General features: G+C 47.1%; 22 protein-coding genes. 1 reads left to right on the forward strand and 21 read right to left on the reverse strand.

What is annotated here, in order from left to right; all coding sequences use genetic code 11:
• Positions 1-46 precede the first annotated feature (46 nt).
• Positions 47-1396: an exodeoxyribonuclease VII large subunit gene (gene xseA / locus L4D12_RS10225; RefSeq protein WP_428447802.1), complete on the forward strand. Its 1350-nt coding sequence runs from the start codon at positions 47-49 to the stop codon at positions 1394-1396.
• Positions 1397-1464: 68 nt separating this feature from the next.
• Here the strand turns inward: xseA and L4D12_RS10230 are convergent, their stop codons facing one another.
• From L4D12_RS10230 to L4D12_RS10330, 21 genes are all read right to left on the reverse strand, one after another.
• Entirely contained in the window at positions 1465-1692 is a 228-nt protein-coding gene (locus tag L4D12_RS10230; RefSeq protein ID WP_428447735.1) for a zinc ribbon domain-containing protein, read from the reverse strand.
• Between the two features lie 621 nt (positions 1693-2313).
• Positions 2314-3840 carry a DHA2 family efflux MFS transporter permease subunit gene (locus L4D12_RS10235; RefSeq protein WP_428447736.1) on the reverse strand — a complete coding sequence of 509 codons (1527 nt, stop codon included), beginning with the start codon at positions 3838-3840 and terminating at the stop codon, positions 2314-2316.
• Positions 3841-3842: 2 nt separating this feature from the next.
• Positions 3843-4886 (reverse strand): efflux RND transporter periplasmic adaptor subunit, encoded by a 1044-nt coding sequence (locus tag L4D12_RS10240; RefSeq protein ID WP_428447737.1) that lies wholly within the window; start codon positions 4884-4886, stop codon positions 3843-3845.
• A 349-nt stretch (positions 4887-5235) separates the two neighbouring features.
• Entirely contained in the window at positions 5236-6726 is a 1491-nt protein-coding gene (der, locus tag L4D12_RS10245; RefSeq protein WP_428447738.1) for a ribosome biogenesis GTPase Der, read from the reverse strand.
• A 181-nt stretch (positions 6727-6907) separates the two neighbouring features.
• Complete coding sequence (gene bamB, locus L4D12_RS10250; protein WP_428447739.1) at positions 6908-8065, reverse strand: outer membrane protein assembly factor BamB; 1158 nt, start codon at positions 8063-8065, stop codon at positions 6908-6910.
• Positions 8066-8078: 13 nt separating this feature from the next.
• Entirely contained in the window at positions 8079-8690 is a 612-nt protein-coding gene (locus L4D12_RS10255) for a YfgM family protein (RefSeq protein WP_428447740.1), read from the reverse strand.
• 13 nt (positions 8691-8703) lie between these two features.
• Positions 8704-9972: a histidine--tRNA ligase gene (hisS, locus tag L4D12_RS10260; RefSeq protein ID WP_428447741.1), complete on the reverse strand. Its 1269-nt coding sequence runs from the start codon at positions 9970-9972 to the stop codon at positions 8704-8706.
• Between the two features lie 103 nt (positions 9973-10075).
• Positions 10076-11191, reverse strand: a complete 1116-nt coding sequence (gene ispG, locus L4D12_RS10265; RefSeq protein ID WP_428447742.1) for a flavodoxin-dependent (E)-4-hydroxy-3-methylbut-2-enyl-diphosphate synthase — start codon at positions 11189-11191, stop codon at positions 10076-10078.
• Positions 11192-11205: 14 nt separating this feature from the next.
• Complete coding sequence (gene rodZ, locus L4D12_RS10270) at positions 11206-12192, reverse strand: cytoskeleton protein RodZ (RefSeq protein WP_428447743.1); 987 nt, start codon at positions 12190-12192, stop codon at positions 11206-11208.
• The gene (gene pilW, locus L4D12_RS10275) at positions 12182-12940 is read right to left on the reverse strand and encodes a type IV pilus biogenesis/stability protein PilW (protein ID WP_428447744.1); all 759 of its coding nucleotides are present in this window, start codon (positions 12938-12940) and stop codon (positions 12182-12184) included. The genes rodZ and pilW overlap by 11 nt, the downstream gene beginning before the upstream one ends.
• A 69-nt stretch (positions 12941-13009) precedes the next feature.
• Positions 13010-14134 (reverse strand): dual-specificity RNA methyltransferase RlmN, encoded by a 1125-nt coding sequence (gene rlmN, locus L4D12_RS10280; protein WP_428447745.1) that lies wholly within the window; start codon positions 14132-14134, stop codon positions 13010-13012.
• Positions 14135-14400: 266 nt separating this feature from the next.
• Entirely contained in the window at positions 14401-14829 is a 429-nt protein-coding gene (ndk, locus tag L4D12_RS10285; RefSeq protein WP_428447746.1) for a nucleoside-diphosphate kinase, read from the reverse strand.
• A gap of 93 nt (positions 14830-14922) precedes the next feature.
• Positions 14923-16200 (reverse strand): aminopeptidase PepB, encoded by a 1278-nt coding sequence (gene pepB, locus L4D12_RS10290; protein WP_428447747.1) that lies wholly within the window; start codon positions 16198-16200, stop codon positions 14923-14925.
• Positions 16201-16209: 9 nt separating this feature from the next.
• Positions 16210-17502: an aminopeptidase PepB gene (pepB, locus tag L4D12_RS10295; RefSeq protein ID WP_428447748.1), complete on the reverse strand. Its 1293-nt coding sequence runs from the start codon at positions 17500-17502 to the stop codon at positions 16210-16212.
• Positions 17503-17935: 433 nt separating this feature from the next.
• Positions 17936-18136, reverse strand: a complete 201-nt coding sequence (gene iscX / locus L4D12_RS10300) for a Fe-S cluster assembly protein IscX (protein WP_428447749.1) — start codon at positions 18134-18136, stop codon at positions 17936-17938.
• Between the two features lie 91 nt (positions 18137-18227).
• The gene (fdx, locus tag L4D12_RS10305; RefSeq protein WP_428447750.1) at positions 18228-18566 is read right to left on the reverse strand and encodes an ISC system 2Fe-2S type ferredoxin; all 339 of its coding nucleotides are present in this window, start codon (positions 18564-18566) and stop codon (positions 18228-18230) included.
• A gap of 2 nt (positions 18567-18568) precedes the next feature.
• Positions 18569-20422 (reverse strand): Fe-S protein assembly chaperone HscA, encoded by a 1854-nt coding sequence (gene hscA, locus L4D12_RS10310; protein ID WP_428447751.1) that lies wholly within the window; start codon positions 20420-20422, stop codon positions 18569-18571.
• A 38-nt stretch (positions 20423-20460) separates the two neighbouring features.
• A complete protein-coding gene (gene hscB / locus L4D12_RS10315; protein ID WP_428447752.1) occupies positions 20461-20976 on the reverse strand; it encodes a co-chaperone HscB in 516 nt (171 codons plus the stop codon).
• Between the two features lie 90 nt (positions 20977-21066).
• On the reverse strand, positions 21067-21390 hold the full coding sequence (gene iscA, locus L4D12_RS10320; protein ID WP_428447753.1) for an iron-sulfur cluster assembly protein IscA: 324 nt from the start codon (positions 21388-21390) through the stop codon (positions 21067-21069).
• 17 nt (positions 21391-21407) lie between these two features.
• Positions 21408-21797 (reverse strand): Fe-S cluster assembly scaffold IscU, encoded by a 390-nt coding sequence (iscU, locus tag L4D12_RS10325; RefSeq protein ID WP_428447754.1) that lies wholly within the window; start codon positions 21795-21797, stop codon positions 21408-21410.
• Positions 21798-21830: 33 nt separating this feature from the next.
• Complete coding sequence (locus L4D12_RS10330; protein ID WP_428447755.1) at positions 21831-23045, reverse strand: IscS subfamily cysteine desulfurase; 1215 nt, start codon at positions 23043-23045, stop codon at positions 21831-21833.
• Between the last annotated feature and the right edge of the window lie 14 nt (positions 23046-23059).

The raw sequence follows: 23059 nt of genomic DNA on the forward strand, positions 1-23059 counted from the left end.
ACTGCACGCCACACTTTCTCGCCGCCAAAAACAGGTAACTTGTCTCGTGACGCTATTTGCTCAACAGACCCAATCAAACGATCGTATCTATACCGTTTCCAGTCTCAATGCTCAGGTTCGCCTCGTTCTTGAAAATGAGATGGGGGTTGTATGGTTGATCGGTGAGCTGTCTAATTTCTCAATGCCAGTTTCAGGTCATTGGTATTTTACCCTGAAGGATTCACGCGCTCAGGTAAAATGCGCCATGTTCAAAGGCAGCAATCGTCATGTTACGTTTAAGCCTGCCAATGGTGCTCAAGTCTTAGTTAAAGCACGCTTATCCTTGTATGAGCCCCGCGGGGACTACCAGCTGATCATCGAAAGTATGCAGCCTGAAGGTGATGGCCGCTTGCAACAGCAATTTGAGCAACTCAAAATGTCACTGGCCGCTGAAGGCCTGTTTGCCCAATCACTAAAAAGCCCCCTCCCAGAGCAACCACAACGGGTTGGTATCATCACGTCTAAAACTGGCGCAGCATTGCATGATATTCTGAATGTGTTACAGCGCCGAGATCCGAGTCTACCGGTCGTCATTTACCCGACAATGGTCCAAGGCGATGGAGCTGCGATATCTATCGCCCAAGCCATTGGCCGAGCCAACGCGCGTCAGGAATGTGATGTACTGATCGTGGGGCGAGGGGGCGGTTCACTGGAAGATTTATGGGCATTCAATGAAGAGATTGTGGCGCGTACTATTGCCGCCAGCCAGATCCCTATTGTCAGTGCCGTAGGCCATGAAGTCGATGTCACTATCGCCGATTTTGTCGCAGATGTTCGCGCTCCAACCCCATCTGCAGCTGCTGAGTTGATCAGTCGGGACATGACGTACCAAACGCAGAAGATAAGCCAGAAAGTCCAACAACTTCAGCATGCTATGCGTCATTATATTACTGGTCGCCAAACCTTAACAGTACGATTACAGCATCGCCTGGATAAACAACACCCGCAAATACGGTTGAATCAACAGCAACAGCAGCTTGATGAGCTGTCTGCTCGATTAGAACAAGCCATGCAACGCCATCTATCAGGTCATCAGCAGCATATTGATCGTATCCGCTATAAGCTGGCGTTGTACTCACCAGTGCGTACCCTTCAGACCCAACAGAATCAACTTGCCCGGCGCCAACAGATGATCCTGGATGCGATGGATAAATATCTACTCAACACGCGTCATAAACTCGCAATGGCGGCAGAAAAACTCGACACCGTCAGCCCACTGGCAACATTAGGACGCGGCTACTCCATTACCCGTAATGCCAAAGGACAGGTGATCCGAAGTTGTGCTCAGGTGAAACTGGGTGACACTCTACAGACGAAATTAGCAGAAGGTGAAATCCGCTCTATCGTCGTGGAATAACGGTACTTGATCTGATATTGCTTCATCGTAAAAAACGCCGTTTTTACGGCGTTTTTTATTGCGGGCTCTCAGCAAATTGCCTCAAAGATCACTTTGATACGACTCTTCGATTTCAATTCATTGCAACAATTACAAAAATAGCTCGCGGATCCACAAGCCTGTAACCTCTCCATCTTTGTATCGCAATCAGGACAAAATACGGTTTTAGCCACTGGATGCTGGCAAAAATCACAATAATATTGATTATTTTTCCAAGCGAGCTCGCTATTACATTGTGGGCAAAGATTATGACTCATTGTCTCTTCCTTAAATCTAATATCGCCAAATCACCTAAAGGTGGAGGATTGAGCACGTTATATAACATCGACCCTATGTTGATAATTTCACATAGAACCCATGTCTGTACCCAACTTACCTCTAGATTACAAGTCCGTACATTCTCGTCGAAACGCCTCCCCTGAGGTAGCTTGGAAAGATAAATTTTTGATCTCGGTTAATTCAAAAAACAGTTACGCACCTCATCGCTATCGTTGATCAAGCTTGGATCCGCTGATCAACGTTAAAAGCCATCTTGATCAGCGATCTGGTTTCAAAAGAATATTTATCAATACACTTCCCGAAAGCATAAGTTACATATGCTGTATTTGGATTTCTAGCGAGATAAAAACCTACCTACTGCTAAATAACACCCTATGATCCGATATTATATAAATTACAGCCAAGAGAAATTTACTATTCTGTCAAATTAAACTGTCAAGACTCAACAACCAAGTAACCATTTGAATAATAAATAAAAAAAATCGCCTTTCGGCGATTTTTTTATTTATTATAGGACATCGAGCTATAACTCAGTTCATCAACATCATGACGGTTACCCTATCACCAGACGAGTGAATTTAACTCGCTTACCCATCTCATTAATCATCTACTGGTGGTTTCTTCTTAAAAAACGCTAATAACGGGATTAAACACAGATAGGACACCATCAAAAAACCGAAGGTATACACAAAAGCCAGCAATGTTGATTGCTGAAGTAGTAAACCTTGAATTTGTGCCAAAAAGCTAGGATCGGTTACGTGTTGATGTTGTGCCTGTGCTGCTTGTATGAGGACTGGATTTGTTAATGACAAATCCCCACCCAATGCATGCCATTCACGTTGTTCGGCCCGACTAAAATAAGTGTTTACGATCGAAATACCAAATGAACCACCAATGGTACGACACAAGTTAAACACTACCGCACCGCCCACAGTATCGTCTTTCGATAACGTGGCATAAGCGAGCTGACTCAATGGCGCGAACACCAAGCCCATTCCGGCACCTTGGATAATACTCGGGAACAAGATCCAGAACATATCAATGTTAGTGGAATACTGTGTCATGAAATAGGTGCCTAACGCATTGAGCGAAAGCCCTATTACAATGAGTAATCTCGCGTCAATTCTATCCATAAACCGAGCCATTACCAGTAACACAATGGCTGACGTTAATCCTCTGGGTGCCATAGCAAACCCGGTGGTTTCTACTGGGTAATTCAGTAACTTTTCCAGCATCATAGGCTGCAGCTGGGTGATCCCAAACATGCCCATCGAAAAACCCGCCATCACCAAACAAGACATCGCAAGATTGCGGTCTTTTAATAGCCATAACGGGGCAATATCGCCTTTAACAATAAAAGAACGAGCAATAAAAATGGCCATTGCGACTGCACTGATCACCGCAGCAAACAAAATCAAATTAGACTCAAACCATCCTTCTTCGTTACCACGATCTAGCACCATCTGCAGCAAGCCTATGCCCAGAGCCATTGCGGTCACCAAATACCAGTCGACCCGAGTTTCCCCCTTGCCTTCAATTTTCACGAAGAAAAATAGCAACGCCAAACAGAACAGTCCAACGGGCAGATTAACGTAAAAAATCCACCGCCAATCCATGTTTTCGGTAATGATCCCCCCCAATGTCGGGCCTAAAATAGGCCCTAACAACACGCCGACGCTAAACAATGCCATCGCTTTACCGCGCTGTGATGGTGGATAAATCTGCACCATGATTGACTGTGACAGTGGGATCACCGATGCACCAAACGCACCTTGCATGATCCGAAAAGTCACCATTTCAGCCAGTGAATCGGCTTGTCCACATAGTGCTGACGTAACAATAAATCCAGAAACAGAAATCAATAATAGCTTGCGAATACCCAGCTTCAGTGCGAAATAGCTCGCAAGTGGGATAAAGATCGCCTCAGCCATGGAGTAAGAGGTCAGAATCCATGTCACCTGTTCAGACGTGACACCAAGTGCCCCCATCATATGAGGTAGCGCAACATTCGCAATGGTCATATCGAGCAGCACCATGATGGCAGAAAGCATCACGGCCAGTGTTACCAACATACGACGACTGTCATCCATTGGTGCTGATTCTATTGGGGTCGCCACCTCAGCCATGATCACTCACCTTGTGTTAGCGTTTGAGAATCATCCGTCAGTGTTAAAGTATCAACCGTAACGGTACTGCTCGCACCAACACGTAGTGGATGCGCGGCACTATCTTGATTTTTATTTAGACGGATAAGCACAGGGAACCGCTGCGGCACTTTTACCCAGTTACCTGTGGCATTTTCAGGAGGCAACAATGAGAAAGAGGAGCCACTGGCCGGAGAAATGGCATCAACTGCACCATGAAATTGCACATCTGGATAAAGATCCAATTCAATAGTGGCAGGCATCCCCACTTTTAATAACCCCGTTTGATCTTCTTTAAAATTAGCTTGTACCCAAAAACTATTTGCCACAACCAATGGCATTAAAGCCTGTCCCGGTGCCACGACACTGCCTGCATGAACGCTCACCTTACCTAAACTACCGTCATGATCTGCAAAGATATTGGTATAAGATAATGACAAACTCGCACTGCTTAATGCGGCAGCGGCTTTTTTCACCTCAGGAGCTGCGGTACCTTTCGCCCCTTGTGCCTTGATTAACTGCGACATGTTTGCTCTTGCCGCTTCCACGCCATTTTCTGCACTAGACAGCTTCGCTGTTGCATCATCAAGTTGTTGTTGAGGCAGCAATTTTTGACCGACTAACTCTTTAATTCGACGGTAAGTGCTTTGTGCATCTTCCAAAGTAGCCATGGCTGTTTTTACATTGGCACTAGCCGCTAAAATTGCATCATCCGTTGCTTCATTATTTTGTGTCGCTAATTCGTATGCAGCTTGTGCTTCATCGAGTTTGGCCTGATAAGGCGCGGGATCCAGCTTAACCAGTAAGTCCCCTTTATTAACAGCTTGATAGTCCACAACATTGGTTTCAATCACTTTGCCGCTAACTTGTGGTGCAATATACACAATATTGGCATGAACATAAGCATCATCCGTACTTGGATACTGATTTTGATGCCGTACATAGAAATAGCCTGCTGCCACAAGTAAGGCGGCCATTAAACCTGATATGCATAGGTTTCGAATAAAGTGTGGGCTGGTTTCTTTCATTATGATGACCTGATCTGTTTCGTGATAATACGAACACATAGAAGAGAAAAAATAAAGTGTATGAATATAGAAGCACTCAGCTATTCAGATAAAAGCATAGCAGCATTATTTTCATTGCTAATGCTCATAAGTGACTCTATGACTCATAGCACTTTACTCTCAATCAACTCTCAGAAATGGTCTGAAATCTTATTATGCGGCTATGGAATAACTTTCCCAATTTCTACACAAAAAACTAAATATAGTGGAAAAAAAATCGGAAACCAACATGGCTTCCGATTTCTATTCCAGTGTCATTACCATACATGATGCCTTTAGGATCAGTATGTCCAACAATGGTGATCAGTGATTAACGATTTTTCAGTGCAGATGTCAGACGCTTACGCTGACGTTCTTGAGAAATCGTCAATTTCTGCTTCTTAGTCTCAAATGGGTTCTCACTGTTCTGGAACTGAATACGGATTGGCGTACCCATCATTTCCAGAGACTTACGATAATAGTTCATCAAGTAACGCTTGTATGAACCCGGTAGTTCGTTCACCTGGTTACCATGCACAACGATAATTGGTGGATTGTAACCACCTGCGTGGGCATATTTCAGTTTCACACGGCGACCATGGATCATTGGTGGCTGGTGATCGTCTTGCGCCATTTGCATGATGCGCGTTAGCAACGACGTACTGATACGCTTAGTCGCAGACTGATACGCTTCTTTCACAGATTCGTACAAGTGACCCACACCCGTTCCGTGCAATGCAGAGATGAAGTGGATACGTGCAAAGTCAACGAAACCTAGGCGACGATCCAGTTCAGATTTCACACGCTCTTTAACGTCATTATCCAAACCATCCCACTTGTTGACGGCAATGACCAATGAACGGCCAGAGTTCAGCGCAAAGCCCAATAGGCTAAGGTCTTGATCCGAGATATTTTCGCGCGCATCAATGATCAACAGCACAACGTTCGCATCTTCAACCGCTTTTAGCGTCTGAATAACAGAGAACTTCTCTACCGCTTGGTGCATATTTTTACGACGGCGAATACCAGCAGTATCGATCAGAACATATTCCTGACCATCACGTTCCATTGGAATGTAAATGGAATCACGGGTGGTACCAGGCATATCATAGACAACAACACGCTCTTCACCCAAAATACGGTTAGTCAGCGTGGATTTACCCACGTTAGGGCGGCCAATAATCGCTAGCTTAATTGGCTGCTCTTGTAGTCGCTTGTAAGCGGCTTCTGCATCTTCTTCTGACAGATTGGCTTTTTCGATATCTTCTACCGAGGTCAGATCTTCGATCTGCATCTCGCCATCTTCACCGTCAACCGCTTTATTCAGTGCATCAGAGAAAGGCGCGAGTGCACGCTCCATCAACGCCGTTACACCACGGTTCTGTGAAGCGGCAATTTGATACATAGCATCAACGCCTAGGCTCCAGAAATCGGCACAAGCACTGTCTGCATCGATACCGTCGATTTTGTTTACCACAAGAAACGTTGGCTTTTCACGACTGCGTAAATGCTTAGCAATCGCTTCATCTGATGATGTCAAACCAGCACGACCATCCACTAAGAACAGCACAACGTCAGCTTCTTCAATCGCGGCTAATGACTGTTCAGCCATTTTTGTTTCAACGCCTTCTTCACTGCCATCAATACCACCGGTATCAATCACAATAAATTCGTGTTCTTCGAGCTCAGCCCTACCGTATTTACGATCCCTTGTTAGGCCAGGAAAATCAGCTACCAGCGCATCCCTTGTGCGGGTAAGACGGTTAAACAACGTCGATTTACCCACGTTCGGGCGCCCAACTAGGGCAACTACAGGAATCATAAGTACCTCATACTTTTCATAGTCTTACTGACATATTTTACCATTCATTCTTGCCTCCAGCCGAGCTAAACTCTGACCTTCATCCGACAATAATATCGCGAATGGATATAACAATAACGGCCCCTGACTGTATTTACAGCAGGAGCCGACAAATTAGAGTGGTGCGTATTATACCGATATATTACGGCATTTGCATTTTGTTAATACGCCCATCCCGCGTGATGACTAGATAACCATCGAGCATCTCCAATGGTGGCACGGCAATACCATCACCACCGACTTCCTGCTGGGCAACAAAATCACCACTCACAGGGTCAAGCCAGTGAAGGTACCCTTCACTATCACCAACCACCAAATAACCATCGATGATTGCGGGTGCACTCAGCAAACGGTGCTCTAATGCATTGTTAGACCACAACTCAGTACCACTGCGGGGATCAACGGCAACAATATGATCCTGATCGGTGATCAGAAATAACTGATTACCCTCAATCACAAAATCCGTTGCCGAAGAGTAACTGCGTTTCCATGCAGGCTGACCGGTTCGCAAATCAATCGATACCAAGTTACCATTATAGCCAATCGCGTAAAGACGATCGCCCGCAATCACAGGGCTTGCATCGACATCAACCAGACGGTCAATTTCTGTTGCACCTTTCGGTGATGCGATCGGTTGCTGCCATAATAACTGGCCATTACCCATTATCGCACCGGCAAGACGACCGTTTGCCTGCCCCCAGAAAACACCACCAGAGATAGACACCGGAGAACTGTCTCCACGTAAGGTTAGAGTCGGTACTTCACTGCCTAGCTGCCATTTACTGTCACCAGTATTCGCATCTAACGCCTGCAAAATACCACGGCTGGTATTTACAATCACCAGCCCTTCGTCTACAAGAGGTTTAGAAAGCACTTCACCTTCGACTGCCGCGCGCCAGCTTAATGCTCCCGTCTCTTCATCAAGAGCGATGACCTCGGCATTTTCAGAACCAATAAACACTTTACCGTAAGACAAAGTGATACCGCCCGCCAGTCGAGCTGAAAAATCGGTTTCAAGATCCTGTTCCCAGATAACCGTTCCCGTCTCTGGGTCCAGAGCCTTCACGACACCATCACGATCAGCGACAAATAACTTGCCGTAACCCAATGCTGGACGCAGCTTGGAAAAATAGTGATCAATCCCACTACCTATCTGACCATCCCAGCTCTGAACAGGAGTAAAGCTACTCTCAACAACAGGCAACGGAGCCATCTGTACCGTATCTTCGTCACTCGCACAGCCCGCCAGCATACTGACAGCTAACGCAACAGAGATAGCTTGCTTCAACACCTTCTGCATTCGCATTACCCTACTACTGTGCTAAGTCGTCTAGCTTGATTTGCAACGCAGGAGATGAACCTAGCTGTTGCGCACTCACATACGCTTCACGAGCAGCAATAGCATCGCCTTTTTGCAATAATACATCACCACGCAACTCTGCGACCTTCGCTTGCCACCCTTCAGCCGTCACTTTATCCAGTTCAGCTAACGCCTTGTCATAGGCTTGCTGCTCGGTATAAATACGCGCAAGATGGGTCTGAGCCAGCGGAAGAATCGCCACATCTTTGGTGTGACTGATTGCCCAATTTAGTTGTTCAGCGGCAGCATCCAGATCACCTTGTTGAACCTGAACTTTCGCTAACTGTAGCGCGGCCAGTACTGAATACTGACTGTTTTCATGCGCCGCAATAAAAGCCTGAAGATCAGCAGCGGCAGTCGCATTGCCGTCTTCAAGCCCGTTGATCACCTGCGTATACGCATCAGATGCCTGCTCCTTGGCTGACTGAACTTCAGACTGATAATAACGCCAGCCAAGTAAGCCACCCAGACCAATCACAGTGCCGAGAACTACGGCCTTACCGTTTTCTTTCCACCAAGCTTTAATCTGTTCAACTTGCTGTTCTTCTGTGATATTGCCGTCCACTTCCTGTCCTCTCTTAAATCAATTCGGCCAGCTTTGCTGCCACATCGTCTTGCGCCATAGTGGTTTGTTCACCGCCGCGAAGATCTTTAACTACCACGGTATTTTCGGCGATTTCATTTTCACCCAGTACCAGTGCAACTGCCGCGCCGACGTTATCAGCACGTTTAAATTGTTTCTTGAAGTTACCACCACCAAAGTGGTTCATCACACGAAGTTCAGGTACGGCTTCACGTAGTTTCTCAGCCAGCTGCATACCGGCCATCATGGTCCCTTCACCAGCGGTTACAATATACACGTCAACAGGACGACGTACATCCGTCAGCTCAAGGGTTTCCATCATGAGCACCAAACGCTCAAGACCCATTGCAAAACCAACTGCTGGTGTCGCTTTACCGCCTAGCTGTTCAACCAAACCGTCATAACGGCCGCCGCCACAAACGGTACCCTGCGCACCTAAGCTTTCAGTGATCCACTCAAATACAGTACGGTTATAATAATCTAAACCACGTACAAGGCGTTCATTTACTTGGTATTCGATGCCAGCAGCGTCTAATAGTTCACATAATCCAGCAAAATGTTGTTTGGATTCTTCATCCAAGTATTCTGATAGTTTAGGTGCATCCACTAGGATCTCTTGCACTGCTGCATTCTTGGTATCAAGGACACGCAACGGGTTGGTGTACATTCGACGCTTGCAGTCTTCATCTAAAATATCAAGATGCTGCTCAAGGAAAGCAATTAACGCTTCACGGTACGTGGCACGTGCCGCTAGCGAGCCAATTGAGTTCAGCTCCAGACGAACGTGCTTATCAATGCCTAGCTGACGCCACATACGCGCAGTCATCATAATAAGCTCGGCGTCTACGTCCGGACCGTTTAAGCCAAATACTTCCACACCAAACTGGTGGAATTGGCGGTATCGCCCTTTCTGTGGACGTTCATGACGGAACATTGGGCCGGTGTACCACAGGCGCTGCTCCTGATTGTACAATAGGCCGTTCTCGATACCGTTACGTACACAGCCCGCCGTACCTTCAGGGCGTAGTGATAAACTGTCGCCGTTACGGTCTTCAAAGGTATACATTTCCTTTTCAACAACATCCGTAACTTCACCGATTGCCCGACTAAACAAATGTGTCGATTCTACGATTGGCATCCGGACTTCACTGTAACCGTATGCGCTTACTACTTGTTTAATGGTACCTTCCACTTTTTGCCAAAGTGGAGATTGCGTTGGTAGGCAGTCGTTCATGCCTCGAATTGCTTGAATTTGTTTCGCCACGTTTATTCTCGTTAACCGATGGGGAATGGAGTTGAATATATAGGTTATAACGCAAAGAGTGAACTACGCCGAATAATTTCAGGCGCAATCCACCACTATTTTGTTATTTTTCTGTCACGTCAATACGATTGTTAGTATCTAACATTGCTGCTTTCGCTCGGATTTTGGCTTCCAGCTGATCAATAACATTGTCGTTATCAAAGCGCTCTTTCTGACGGATACCGTCTTCATAGAACGCACTTTTGCGATTTCCACCTGCAATGCCCAAATGGGAGACTTCAGCTTCACCGGGGCCGTTCACAACACAGCCAATCACAGAAACATCCATGGGTAAGGTGATATCTTCAAGTCGCTGCTCAAGTTCATTCACCGTACTAATAACATCAAATTCCTGACGAGAGCACGTCGGGCAAGCAATGAAATTAATGCCGCGAGAACGGATACGCAGAGATTTTAAAATATCAAAACCCACTTTGATCTCTTCAACCGGATCAGCAGCCAGTGAGACGCGCAACGTATCACCAATACCTTCGGCCAACAGCATGCCAAGCCCAACCGCAGATTTAACCGCGCCCGCACGTGCGCCACCCGCCTCGGTGATACCAAGGTGCAGTGGCTGCTTAATCTGTCGTGCTAACTGGCGATAAGATTCTACCGCTAAAAAAACATCCGACGCTTTTACGCTCACTTTAAACTGGTCAAAGTTGAGGCGGTCAAGGATATCAACATGGCGCATAGCAGATTCTACCAATGCAGCAGGCGTTGGCTCACCGTATTTTTGCTGAATGTCTTTTTCCAACGAACCGCCATTAACACCAATGCGGATCGGAATGTTCTTATCACGGGCACAATCAACCACCGCACGAATACGATCCTCTCGACCAATATTACCCGGATTAATGCGTAAGCAATCTACACCGTACTCCGCAACCTGTAGGGCGATACGGTAGTCAAAGTGAATATCAGCCACCAGCGGCACATTAACTTGCTGCTTAATCAGCTTAAATGCTTCCGCCGCATCCATGGTGGGTACTGAAACACGTACAATATCAGCACCGACTTTTTCCAATGCCTTAATTTGCGCAACCGTCGCAGCAACATCAGTTGTGCGTGTGTTAGTCATAGACTGTACGGCAATCGGCGCACCATCGCCAATGGGAACATTGCCGACATAAATGCGAGTAGATTCGCGGCGTATAATGGGAGACTCGTTATGCATTACATTTACTCTGTTTACTGCGGCAGTTTCAGACGCGCCACTTTACCAGCTGGATATTGGCTCAGATCAACGGGCTTGCCTTGATAACTCATTGTAACCACGCCAGGTGCACCCAGCACAACTCTGAATGGCGCATCGCCATCCAGTTTCAAAACATCACCAGCCTTCTTAATACCCGTATCAAGATGCTTGCCGGTCGCATCGCGGACATCAATCCAGCAATCACCGGAGAAAGTCAGCTCTAGATCTGAGGCGACAACAGCCGCTGCATCTTCAGCAGCAACATCTGTCTCGGGCTCAGCCGCCATCTCTGGGTTTGCTGCATTGCTTGCAACCTCTTTAGCTGCCACGTTTTCTGGGGCAGTAAAGCTATCATCAAAATGAGCTTGTGGTTCAGCAGCAACATCAATGGTGGTATTAGATTCGGTAACAGGCTCCGCTGTCGAATGAACGGCCAGCTCTGGATTCCCATTCGAAGTATTCGGAGTTAGTGCTACCGTGTTATCACGGCCTGCATTGGCGAGCGACTCATCCAATGGTGGAGTCTGCTGACTGGTCGGTACCGCCAGTTCAGCATCCGGTGCAATTTGCAGGCTCTGCCACCACCACACCCCGGTGACGCCAATAAACACTGCCGCTAACGCCCATGTCAGACGCATAATACGGCTATCATGTGCCTCCCGCTTGGTGCGTCGCGAAAAGCTCTGCATTTCCTGCTCTTGAGGCTGGGCATGACCATGAAAATCCAGCTTGACCAAAACCTCGTTTTCGTCAAGACCGACAAATTTGGCATAGGATCGCACATAACCACGGGTAAACGTGGCCAGTTGTGTCTCCTCGAAATTATTGTTTTCGATGTCATTCACTACCGACTGGCGAAGTCTCAATCGGCTAGCAACATCTTTCTGAGAATAGCCTAGCTTCTCACGAGCCTGACGCAGCATATCCCCTGGAAGATGGACGTCTTCTGTTGATCGTTCTTCGTTCTGTTCAGTATTCATTGGCTAGATAATTTTGATATTGCTTGGAGTCCGGGAACTGCTCTTGCAAGATACCAGCATATTTAGCAACCAGGCTATCTCTGCCCAATTGATGTTCAAGCTGGATCAACAGCCATAGGCTGTCTGGCTTATACCCGTATCTCTTATTAAATTTAAACAGTCTGACGCGAGCTTCTTTTAGATTATTCGCTTCTATGTCCATTTGCGACAGCTGCAACATTGACTTTGGCCGGTATGGGTCATAAGAAAGGGCCTTCTCAAAGAATCCCTTTGCTTCAGGCTTACTGCCTTGCTTAAGGCTGCACAGCGCTGCATTCTCATAACTGGCCGATGTCAGATAATAATAAGGTTGCTTAATGGCATCTTCAAATGCAGCGATAGCCTCGTCGTAACGTTGCTGACTACACAGAAAAACACCATAGTTGTTTCGTACATCACCGTTTTTCGGTGAATCTCGGAGCGCTTTGCGATAAAGAGCCTCAGCGGCATCAGGTTCATCAACCCGCTGATAATAATAGGCCATCGCATTCTGTGCGCGATAATATTTTGGCGCATAATCTAATGCCATTTCCAAATTTTCACGCGCCCGCTGCCATTGACCTTTTTCCAGATACGTAAGTCCTAAAGAAATACGAGCCTCTGAGGCCTCAATTTTGTCTACACCCTGATTAATGCTGCCCATTTGATCGACCGTAACACAGCCGACCACTAGACTACACAATAATGGGTACATCATCCATCGTGCCATGCTTACTCCGCATCAACATCCATATTAATGCCCAGCGAAACCAACCTCTGCTTAGCTGGGAGTCGTCTTTTAGACTGATTTTACCGGGATTTGTTCACCATTTTGAAGCTTAGCTTGAGTTCGTTTCGTGCGATCAATCACATCACCAACCAATTGTCCGCAAGCCGCATCAATATCATCTCCACGAGTCTTTCGAATCGTTACAGTAAAATCATACTCCATCAATGTTTTCATAAAACGATCAATGCGTGAATTACTTGGTTTTTTATACGGTGAGCCCGGATAAGGGTTGAATGGGATCAAGTTGATCTTGGCTGGCGTGTTTTTCAATAATACCGCCAATTGTCGTGCATGGTCCATATCATCATTGACATGATCAAGCAGCACGTACTCCACTGTCACTCGACCGCGATTCGCATTTGATGTGGCGATATAACGATCCACTGATGCAAGGAAATCAGCAATATTCCAGCGGTTATTGATCGGCATAATCTGAGAGCGTAGCTCATCAGTTGGCGCATGCAGCGAAATAGCCAGCGCCACATCAATGCCATTATCTGTCATCTGATCCAAGCCTGACACCACACCAGAGGTAGAGACTGTCACGCGACGCTTTGACAAACCAAAACCCAGATCATCAAGCATGATTTCCAGCGCTGGAACCAAGTTTTTCATATTAAGAAGTGGCTCGCCCATGCCCATCATTACCACGTTGGTAATAGGGCGACGACCTGTTTCTTTTTCGATGCCAATTTCTTTGGCCGCACGCCAAACCTGACCAATGATCTCAGACACTCGCAAGTTACGATTAAACCCTTGTTGCGCCGTTGAGCAGAATTTACACTCAAGCGCACAGCCTACCTGAGACGACACACACAAGGTTGCTCGATCTTCATCGGGAATGTAAACGGTCTCAACATCCTGATCACCAACGCGCATCGCCCATTTAATTGTACCATCTGACGAGTACTGCGCTTCTGATACATATGGCGCACGAATTTCTGCTACTTGTTTCAGTTTTTCACGTAACTTCTTGTTGATGTTAGTCATCTGATCGAAGTCATCACAACCGAAATGGTAAATCCACTTCATCAGCTGATCGGCACGGAAGGCTTTTTCACCCAGTTCATCGGCAAAATACTTACGTAGCCCCTTGCGATCAAAATCCAGCAGATTCGTTTTAACAGTTGTCATCGGTTGTTGCCTCTATAAATTACGTGACGTTATCTGTGCCTTAGATACACAACCCAATGGGCGTATACGACAGGACCTTTAGCCACCAAACACCCATGCACCAATACGCATGATATTCAGTTTGGTTTTAAGGCGCGAAATTGTACAGGCTTTGCCTTTGACTTTCCACCAGTTAACCGCCCGCCCTTTTCGTTAGCTAACTGCGTAAAATAAAACGGGAAGCCTTTGCTTCCCGTTATCGCACTCAAGATTAGACAGTGTCAGCCTCAATCTCGCGGGTGAAGCTCATCGTCAGCGAAGAAATAGGCAATTTCACGCGCAGCCGATATTGGACTATCAGCACCATGAACAGAGTTATGACGTAAACTTAACGCATAATCAGCACGTAAGGTGCCACAGGCCGCGTCTTCAGGATTGGTTTTTCCCATTAGCTCACGATAACGAGCAATCGCATTTTCCCCTTCGAGTACCTGAACCATTACCGGCCCTGACGTCATAAATGCCACCAGCTCATCAAAGAAAGGCTTACCATCATGCTCAGCATAAAAACCTTGCGCTTTTGTGCTATCCATGTGGATCATTTTTGCCGCAACCACTTTCAATCCGGCACTCTCGATACGCTGATAAATCGCTCCGATCAAGTTACGTTTTACCGCGTCTGGTTTTACGATTGAGAACGTTCTTTCTATAGTCATTATTATAATATCCTTTTGAATCAACTTACCTGGACTTAAGGAGGATCAACAACATCCTTATGCTGCCTCCTCTGACAAATATTTGTTACCGCGCTACAGTAACAGCGCTGCAATATTAGCAACCCCTAACCCTGTTGCGCCCGCTGACCAGCGACTATCTGCGCTATCTCGGAAACACGCAGCCAAATCAATGTGTAACCAACGGCTATGTTTAGTATCAACAAAGCGGGACAAGAAAGCTGCAGCATTGGATGCCCCTGCCATACCGCCTCCTTTCTGCGTTCGACTATTTGCCGTATCTGCATAATATGACGGACAATTGGATTGGTGCCACTTCTCTAATGGTAATGGCCAGGCTGGCTCATTCACTAAATCGGATAACCGTTGTGCATTGAATAGCAGGTCTTGATCCAGACTAAATAGCGCATTGTAATCGGTTCCTACGGCCATCATTGCTGCCCCAGTTAACGTTGCGGCATCAATGATCAGCGGCGCTTTGGTTTCACTGGCGGCAATCAGCCCATCAGCCAATACTAAGCGTCCTTCAGCATCCGTATTTACAATTTCCACTGTCAGGCCATTCTTGTAAGTTAGCACATCACCCAACTTATAGGCGTTTCCAGCAATTAAGTTTTCAGCACAACACAAGATCAACGTCACACGCTGACTCAAACCTTGCTCTATCGCATAACCTAGTGCTGCCGTTACGGTTGCGGCACCACCCATATCACATTTCATCGTGACCATGCCGACACTGGATTTGAGACTGTAGCCGCCAGAATCAAAGGTAATACCCTTACCGACTAAGCAGGCAGCCACAGGGGCATCCTTATCACCTGTAGGGTTATAATCAATCGTCAGCATGACCGGAGGACGATGACTGGCTCGACCGACACTATGAATGCCTATCCAGCCCTGCTCTAGCAGAGCATCACCCACAACCATTTCAGCGCTGATCGCCTCACCAGCGATATCAGTCAAAAATGATACTGCTGCATCAGCCAGTTGTTGAGGGTACATCTCTTCAGGTGTCGCATTAACCACATTACGCAACCAGTCAGCACAACGACGACGAGCATTCAGCAGCTCCAGTTCATCTTCGTCAATCGATGCCCAGCGCAGTGCGCCATGGCCATTGGTTGAAGCAAAACCACAATAAAACGCCCATTGACGCTCATAACTCCACCCCTCTCCTTCAAGGCTGATATTTTCAACCCCTTGGGACTGAAGCTGTCGAGCAGCTTGCTGAATACGGCGCAAGGGGTAATCACCACAGTAGTGAATCACTGCCTCCTCTGCTTGATATGACAGCAGGGCATTTTCTCCCCACACCCCAGTATCACTGCTGGCAGATAACGAAATCCTCAACATACTCCTTCCTTAGTCTTCGTGATCACAGAGAATATTTGCGAGTGTACGTACCCCCATCCCCGTGGCACCAGCCGCCCACTTGTCACTGGCCGATTTGCGGTATGTTCCGCTGGCATCGATATGCATCCAGCCAGACTGATAATCCTCAACGAAGTAAGAGAGGAAAGCAGCGGCGGTACTAGCGCCCGGCGTAAAGTCACCTTGTGAAATATTTGCCAGATCCGCAAATGACGATGGCATCATGGTTCGGTGATCTTGCGCTAACGGCAACGGCCACAGGCCTTCATGCTCTTCATTGGCTGCCATCAGGGCTTTTTGAGCCAGCATATGATCGAAACTAAACAGCGCGTGATAATCATTTCCCAATGCATTTTTGGCCGACCCTGTCAGCGTTGCACAATCAATGATCAATTCAGGGTGCTGTGCGCTGGCATAAATTAAGCCATCAGCAAGCACCAAGCGCCCTTCCGCATCCGTATTGAGGATCTCAACCGTTTTGCCATTCTTATAAGTAATGATATCACCCAATTTAAAAGCTCGGCCTGATACCATATTCTCTGCACAACACAGGATCAGCTTGATCCGCTTGTTGGTACCACGCGCAATTGCCAGAGCCAACGCCCCCGTCACCATCGCGGAGCCACCCATATCAGCCTTCATTGCCGTCATGCCTGCTGACGGTTTTAGGCTATAACCACCAGAATCAAACGTGATCCCCTTACCGACCAAGCAGGTATGCACGGGCGCATCTGGATTACCGGTAGGATTGAAGTCAAGGCGAAGCATCGCCGGTGATCGCTCTGAGCCACGGCCAACCGTATAAATACCGTTCCAACCCTCATCAAGGAGATCATTACCTTTGACGATTTTGTAAGTCACACTCTCTGGAGCAAGCGATTTGATAAATTCACCAGCCCGTGCAGCAAGCTGAGAAGGACGTACGACCTCAGCAGACTGGTTGATAATATCGCGCACCCAATTCGTCGCCATAAGACGAGCCTGTAACTCGACCTCGTCCAACTCGGGTAATGTCGGCCAAGCAACAGTATTGCCAGGTTTAGCGTTACGATGTCCCTGAATAAAAGCCCATGTCGCTTCCAGATCCCAACTATCCCCGATTAGCTGAACCTGTTTGATGCCTTGACTATCGAGTTTACGTCCAGCACGCTGAATAGCGGCCAAAACATTTTCATCTGTCAGGTGAATCACCGCCCCTTCCGCTTGAAAGGTTACCAAGGCATTAGCTCCCCACTTTTCACTTGCGGCTTCCCGAGATAAAGAAACGATCATTTTGGCAGACATATACGACTCCTTGGATTGCCTGTTGCCCCTGCTCTGCAGTGAGTAACAAAAATCAAAATTAACATATTCTAACGCCTAATAGTTTTTTACCAACACTATCAGGCAACAAATTAATGACATCACCATTACTGTCTATAACAGTTTGTATGGGGGCACATTCATGTATTACAAGGGGGTAATGGGATGATTTGACTATTACTAGGTTAGTAAACCAGAATTAATCGCAGAAACAGAGTTTAATATTTCGATTTTGCGCCAATTAGCAGCATTTTTATTACTGTGGCAGATTTATAAAAATACGCACAATTTTTTACAAAAAGAGGAGAGAAAGCCGCCATTCACAGCAGCCGAAAGTGAAGCAATAGAGGATAATCCGCAAGGTGGGGAGATCTTAGAAATGCTATCTCGTCGAAGAATTCGACAATAAATTGGCTTAGTCGGCCTCTTCAATCCAGTACATTTGTACCGCTTCAAGCACCCGTTCACTGCAATGCTCAGGGTCATCATCAAAATCGGCCAGTTCAAGGATCCAATCACGTAAATCGGTAAAACGCACGGTGACAGGATCAACATCCGGATAGCGTTCAGACAGTTCAATAGCCAACTCTCGCGAGTCAATCCACTTCAAGCCCATTCTCTTATCCTCTGTGGTCAAAAACGAAATTGATATAACCAGTCTAGCTAAACCTGCTGGCAATGATCTACCAGCAGGTATGGGTGACTCTTTAGTGACCTTCAGAAGCCAAATTTAGGGTATATTTCGGGATTTCTACCACTAAATCTTCATCTGCGACCTTAGCCTGACAACTTAGACGAGACTCTGGTTCTAAACCCCAAGCTTTATCCAGCATATCGTCTTCCAGTTCATCACTCTCATTCAACGAATCGAAACCTTCTCGCACAATACAGTGACAGGTCGTACAGGCACAGGATTTTTCACAGGCATGTTCAATCTCAATGCCATTGCGCAGTGCCACATCGAGAATCGTTTCGCCTTCTTGTGCGTCCAGCACCGCCCCTTCCGGGCAAAGTTCTTCGTGGGGTAGTACTACAATTTTGGGCATGCCTAAACCTCATCAATCGACTGGCCAGCCAGAGCCTGGCGAATAGATTTATCCATTCGACGGGATGCAAATTCCTGACTCGCTTTATCTGTTTTTTTAATACCAGCCTCAATCGCGTTAGGATTCGTCCCCTGACGTAATTGAACCAGTTCCATCATTACGGCTTCCAGTTGCTCTCGCTCTTCTATGCTCAATAAGGTCTCGCCATCTTGAGCCAGTGCAGCGATCAACCCTTCCAGAACACGGTCCGCCTCCACTTGTTGCTCGGCAAGTGCGCGGGCGTCTTTGTCATCCTGGGCGAAAGTCATTGAATCGCGGATCATCGTCGCGATTTCATCATCGGTCAGGCCATAGGATGGCTTAACCTGAATCGTTGACTGTACTTCGCTGCTTTTCTCCATCGCAGTCACAGACAGCAAGCCGTCTGCATCCACTTGATAAGTAACACGAATATGTGCAGCACCCGCAGCCATTGCTGGAATGCCACGCAGGGTAAAACGCGCCAGCGAACGGCAGTCACTTACCATCTCTCGTTCACCTTGTACAATATGGACAGACATTGCAGTCTGGCCATCTTTAAACGTAGTGAATTCCTGTGCGCGAGCAACAGGGATGGTCGTATTGCGCGGAATGATTTTTTCTATCATCCCACCCATGGTTTCGATCCCCAAGGATAATGGGATCACATCCAGCAGCAACATGTCAGAATCGGGTTTATTTCCCGCTAAAATATCAGCCTGAATCGCTGCGCCAATCGCGACCACTTGATCCGGGTCAATCGATGTTAATGGTTGTTGACCAAAATAATTACCTACCATTTCGCGAACCAAAGGAACACGTGTCGAGCCACCGACCATAACCACTTCAATCACTTCATCCGTACTAACATCAGCATCTTTCAATGCGCGGCGACACGACAACAAGGTTTTTTTCACTAACGGCTGTATCAGTGCATCCAATTGCTCACGGGTCACACTTCCCTGCCAGCCCAAAACGTCGATCTCGACATCATGCGCTCCCGAAAGGGCTTCTTTGGTTGCTTGAGCAACGTCTTGTAGCACTCGGTATTGCTGCGCACTACGATCGCCCGTAAAACCAGCTTGCTCTGCAATCCAGTCAGCAAGTAGATGGTCAAAGTCATCACCGCCCAGGGCTGAATCGCCTCCGGTGGCCAGCACTTCAAACACCCCTTTAGACAGACGCAGAATGGAAATATCAAACGTACCACCACCCAGATCATAAACAGCAATCACGCCTTCCTGACCAGAGTCTAGACCATATGCTATCGCAGCCGCTGTCGGTTCATTGAGTAGGCGCAGTACATTAAGATTTGCCAGTTTAGCCGCATCTTTCGTACCGGCGCGCTGAGCATCATCAAAATAGGCAGGTACGGTGATCACCACCCCTTCCAGCTCCCCACCCAATGTCGCCTGAGCTCGCTGGTTAAGGGTTTTCAATATTTCAGCAGAGACCTGAACCGGGTTCACCTTACCCTCATGGGTTAGAAACTGTGGCAGACCATTATCTGTTGCTTCAAACTGATAAGGCATTTGTGGATAGCGTTGCTGGATATCAGCCAAAGATCGCCCCATCATTCGCTTGACAGAAATAATACTATTAGCCGGATCTTGCTGGGCGATATCACGGGCCTGACGGCCAACAACCACTCCAGACTCACCATAGTATACCGCTGACGGCAAAATCGCGTTCCCCTGATCATCCTTTAGGGTTTCAGGGACGCCGCTGCGCACAGCAGCCACGAGGGAATTAGTGGTTCCTAAATCAATACCGACCGCCAATTTATGTTGATGCGGGGCGGCGCTTTGACCAGGTTCAGCAATCTGTAACAATGCCATTGTCGTTCCTGTAAGGTTAATACCGAGATCGGAATAAATTAGTCAAGCAAGCTCTCTTCCAGACGCTCAACTTCAGTACGCAGCTTAACAATAAACTTTAGCTTGCGCACGGCATCCGCCGCGGTTTCCCAGCGTTCATCGAGCAGTAATTGCTCCAGTTCCGCCAGCTGTGTTTTATAAAGGGCTAATACCTGCTGCTCAAAATCAATCAAGGCGGCATCAGGATCGGGGGCATCAGGGATCTCCTCTAGCGCCTCTCGCAATTCCATCTGTTGCATTAAGAAGCTAGGATCCTGCAGCGTTTTTTGCTCGCCACGAATGTCCATCTCGCGTTCCGAGAGCATATATTCAGCACGAGAAATAGGATTTTTCAGAATTTGGTATGCGTCATTAATCTGAGCGGCTTTTTGCACTGACATCAAGCGATCTCGCTCAGAAGCCGTGGCAAAGTTATCAGGATGAAATCGACGCTGCAACTCACGAAACTGAGTGGCGAGAAGGCTACCGTCCAGCTGAAACTGGAAAGGTAAGCCAAAAAGTTCGAAATGGTTCATATCGCGTGGGTATCTGTAAATACTGAAACTATAAAGGACTAAACCTGATAACAGCCAAATGGCCGCGATCAGGTTCAGTAAGTTCAGCGATTATACGTTGAAGCTTTCACCACAACCGCATTCACTGGATACGTTAGGGTTATTGAACTGGAAGCCTTCATTGAGGCCTTCTTTGGCGAAATCCAACTCAGTACCATCGAGGTAAACCAAGCTCTTGGCATCAACAATAATTTTGACACCTTTTTCTTCAAAGATTTGATCGCCTTCATCAAGCTCGTCAACGAACTCCAGGATATAGGCCATACCTGAACAGCCTGAAGTCCGGACTCCTAGCCTCAGGCCGATGCCTTTTCCTCTATTTTCTAGGAAAGTAGCGACGCGATGTGCTGCCGCCTCAGTAATCGTTATGGCCATACAACAACCCTTAGGAATTAATTTTGCTCTTGATGTTTCTTTTTGTAATCGCTCACTGCTGCTTTAATCGCGTCTTCCGCCAAAATAGAACAGTGCACTTTTACCGGTGGTAGCTCAAGTTCTTCAGCAATGGCTGAGTTCTTAATTGACGCAGCTTCGTCTAGCGTTTTGCCTTTTACCCACTCAGTAATCAGTGAGCTAGATGCAATCGCCGAACCACAACCATAGGTTTTGAACTTAGCATCTTCGATAATGCCTTCTTCAGTCACTTTGATCTGAAGTTTCATTACGTCGCCACAGGCAGGAGCCCCTACCATGCCGCTACCTACATTTTTGTCGTTTTTGTCAAATGAGCCAACGTTACGTGGGTTCTCATAATGATCGATAACTTTTTCACTATATGCCATGACAGCTTCCTCGAATACGTGATGACCGCAAGATTAGTGGTGCGCCCACTCGACCGTGTCTAAGTCAATACCTTCTTTATACATATCCCACAATGGAGACATGTCACGCAGTTTCTCTACCGCATCGCGGATTTGTGAAGCGGCGTAGTCTACTTCTTCTTCGGTCGTGAAGCGACCAAAAGAGAAGCGGATTGAGCTGTGTGCCAGTTCGTCATTCAAACCCAGAGCGCGCAATACGTAAGACGGCTCTAAGCTTGCAGATGTACAGGCAGAACCAGAAGATACCGCAAGGTCTTTCAGTGCCATCAGCAGTGATTCACCCTCAACAAATGCAAAACTAATATTGAGGTTGTTTGGCAAACGTTGCGCCATGTCACCGTTGATCGTCATGGCTTCGATACCTTCAAGGCCTGACAGCAGACGGTCACGCAGTGCTAACGCGTGCTGGTAATCTTTATCCATATCTTCTTTAGCAATACGGAATGCTTCGCCCATACCGACGATCTGGTGTGTTGCTAGCGTACCTGAACGGAAACCACGTTCATGACCGCCACCGTGCATTTGCGCTTCAAGGCGAATACGTGGCTTGCGGCGTACATACAACGCACCAATACCCTTAGGGCCGTAAATTTTGTGCGCTGACAGGGAAATCAGATCCACTTTCATTGCCTGCACATCGATTGGGAGCTTACCGGCAGACTGCGCGGCGTCAACGTGAAAGATCACTTTCTTCTCACGACACATTTCACCAATTGTCGCGATATCTTGGATCACACCAATTTCGTTGTTTACGTGCATCAGTGAAAGCAGCACAGTATCTTCACGAATTGCATCGCACAGTTTAGCAAGATCAACTAAACCGTTTGACTCAGGCTCAAGGTAAGTCACCTCATAACCTTCGCGCTCTAACTGACGGCAAGGATCAAGAACGGCCTTGTGCTCAGTCTTACAGGTAATAACGTGTTTGCCTTTCTTGGCATAGAAATGGGCTGCGCCTTTAATTGCCAAGTTATCTGATTCAGTCGCACCAGAGGTAAATACAATTTCACGCGGGTCAGCGTTCAGCAGTTCAGCGATATTCTCACGTGCTGTATCAACCGCTTCCTCAGCCTGCCAACCATAACGGTGAGAACGAGAAGCCGGGTTGCCGAAAGTTCCATCCATCGTCAGACATTGCATCATTTTTTCAGCAACGCGTGGATCAACTGGGCAAGTAGCGGAATAATCAAAGTATATTGGCAGTTTCATCTTCATCTCCGAAA

It is taken from the genome of Photobacterium nomapromontoriensis, assembly GCF_050336815.1.
GTDB lineage: Bacteria > Pseudomonadota > Gammaproteobacteria > Enterobacterales > Vibrionaceae > Photobacterium > Photobacterium nomapromontoriensis.

Bases quoted from the DNA above. Each gene is read 5' to 3' on its own strand.
- L4D12_RS10330 (WP_428447755.1), bottom strand. From the start codon at position 23,045: ATGAAACTGCCAATATACTTTGATTATTCCGCTACTTGCCCAGTTGAT.
- ispG (WP_428447742.1), bottom strand. From the start codon at position 11,191: ATGCATAACGAGTCTCCCATTATACGCCGCGAATCTACTCGCATTTAT.
- rodZ (WP_428447743.1), bottom strand. From the start codon at position 12,192: ATGAATACTGAACAGAACGAAGAACGATCAACAGAAGACGTCCATCTT.
- ndk (WP_428447746.1), bottom strand. From the start codon at position 14,829: ATGACTATAGAAAGAACGTTCTCAATCGTAAAACCAGACGCGGTAAAA.
- pilW (WP_428447744.1), bottom strand. From the start codon at position 12,940: ATGGCACGATGGATGATGTACCCATTATTGTGTAGTCTAGTGGTCGGC.
- hscA (WP_428447751.1), bottom strand. From the start codon at position 20,422: ATGGCATTGTTACAGATTGCTGAACCTGGTCAAAGCGCCGCCCCGCAT.
- rlmN (WP_428447745.1), bottom strand. From the start codon at position 14,134: ATGACAACTGTTAAAACGAATCTGCTGGATTTTGATCGCAAGGGGCTA.
- iscX (WP_428447749.1), bottom strand. From the start codon at position 18,136: ATGGGCTTGAAGTGGATTGACTCGCGAGAGTTGGCTATTGAACTGTCT.
- L4D12_RS10230 (WP_428447735.1), bottom strand. From the start codon at position 1,692: ATGAGTCATAATCTTTGCCCACAATGTAATAGCGAGCTCGCTTGGAAA.
- hscB (WP_428447752.1), bottom strand. From the start codon at position 20,976: ATGAACCATTTCGAACTTTTTGGCTTACCTTTCCAGTTTCAGCTGGAC.
- pepB (WP_428447747.1), bottom strand. From the start codon at position 16,200: ATGTTGAGGATTTCGTTATCTGCCAGCAGTGATACTGGGGTGTGGGGA.
- pepB (WP_428447748.1), bottom strand. From the start codon at position 17,502: ATGTCTGCCAAAATGATCGTTTCTTTATCTCGGGAAGCCGCAAGTGAA.
- der (WP_428447738.1), bottom strand. From the start codon at position 6,726: ATGATTCCTGTAGTTGCCCTAGTTGGGCGCCCGAACGTGGGTAAATCG.
- bamB (WP_428447739.1), bottom strand. From the start codon at position 8,065: ATGCAGAAGGTGTTGAAGCAAGCTATCTCTGTTGCGTTAGCTGTCAGT.
- iscA (WP_428447753.1), bottom strand. From the start codon at position 21,390: ATGGCCATAACGATTACTGAGGCGGCAGCACATCGCGTCGCTACTTTC.
- L4D12_RS10240 (WP_428447737.1), bottom strand. From the start codon at position 4,886: ATGAAAGAAACCAGCCCACACTTTATTCGAAACCTATGCATATCAGGT.
- fdx (WP_428447750.1), bottom strand. From the start codon at position 18,566: ATGCCCAAAATTGTAGTACTACCCCACGAAGAACTTTGCCCGGAAGGG.
- iscU (WP_428447754.1), bottom strand. From the start codon at position 21,797: ATGGCATATAGTGAAAAAGTTATCGATCATTATGAGAACCCACGTAAC.
- L4D12_RS10235 (WP_428447736.1), bottom strand. From the start codon at position 3,840: ATGGCTGAGGTGGCGACCCCAATAGAATCAGCACCAATGGATGACAGT.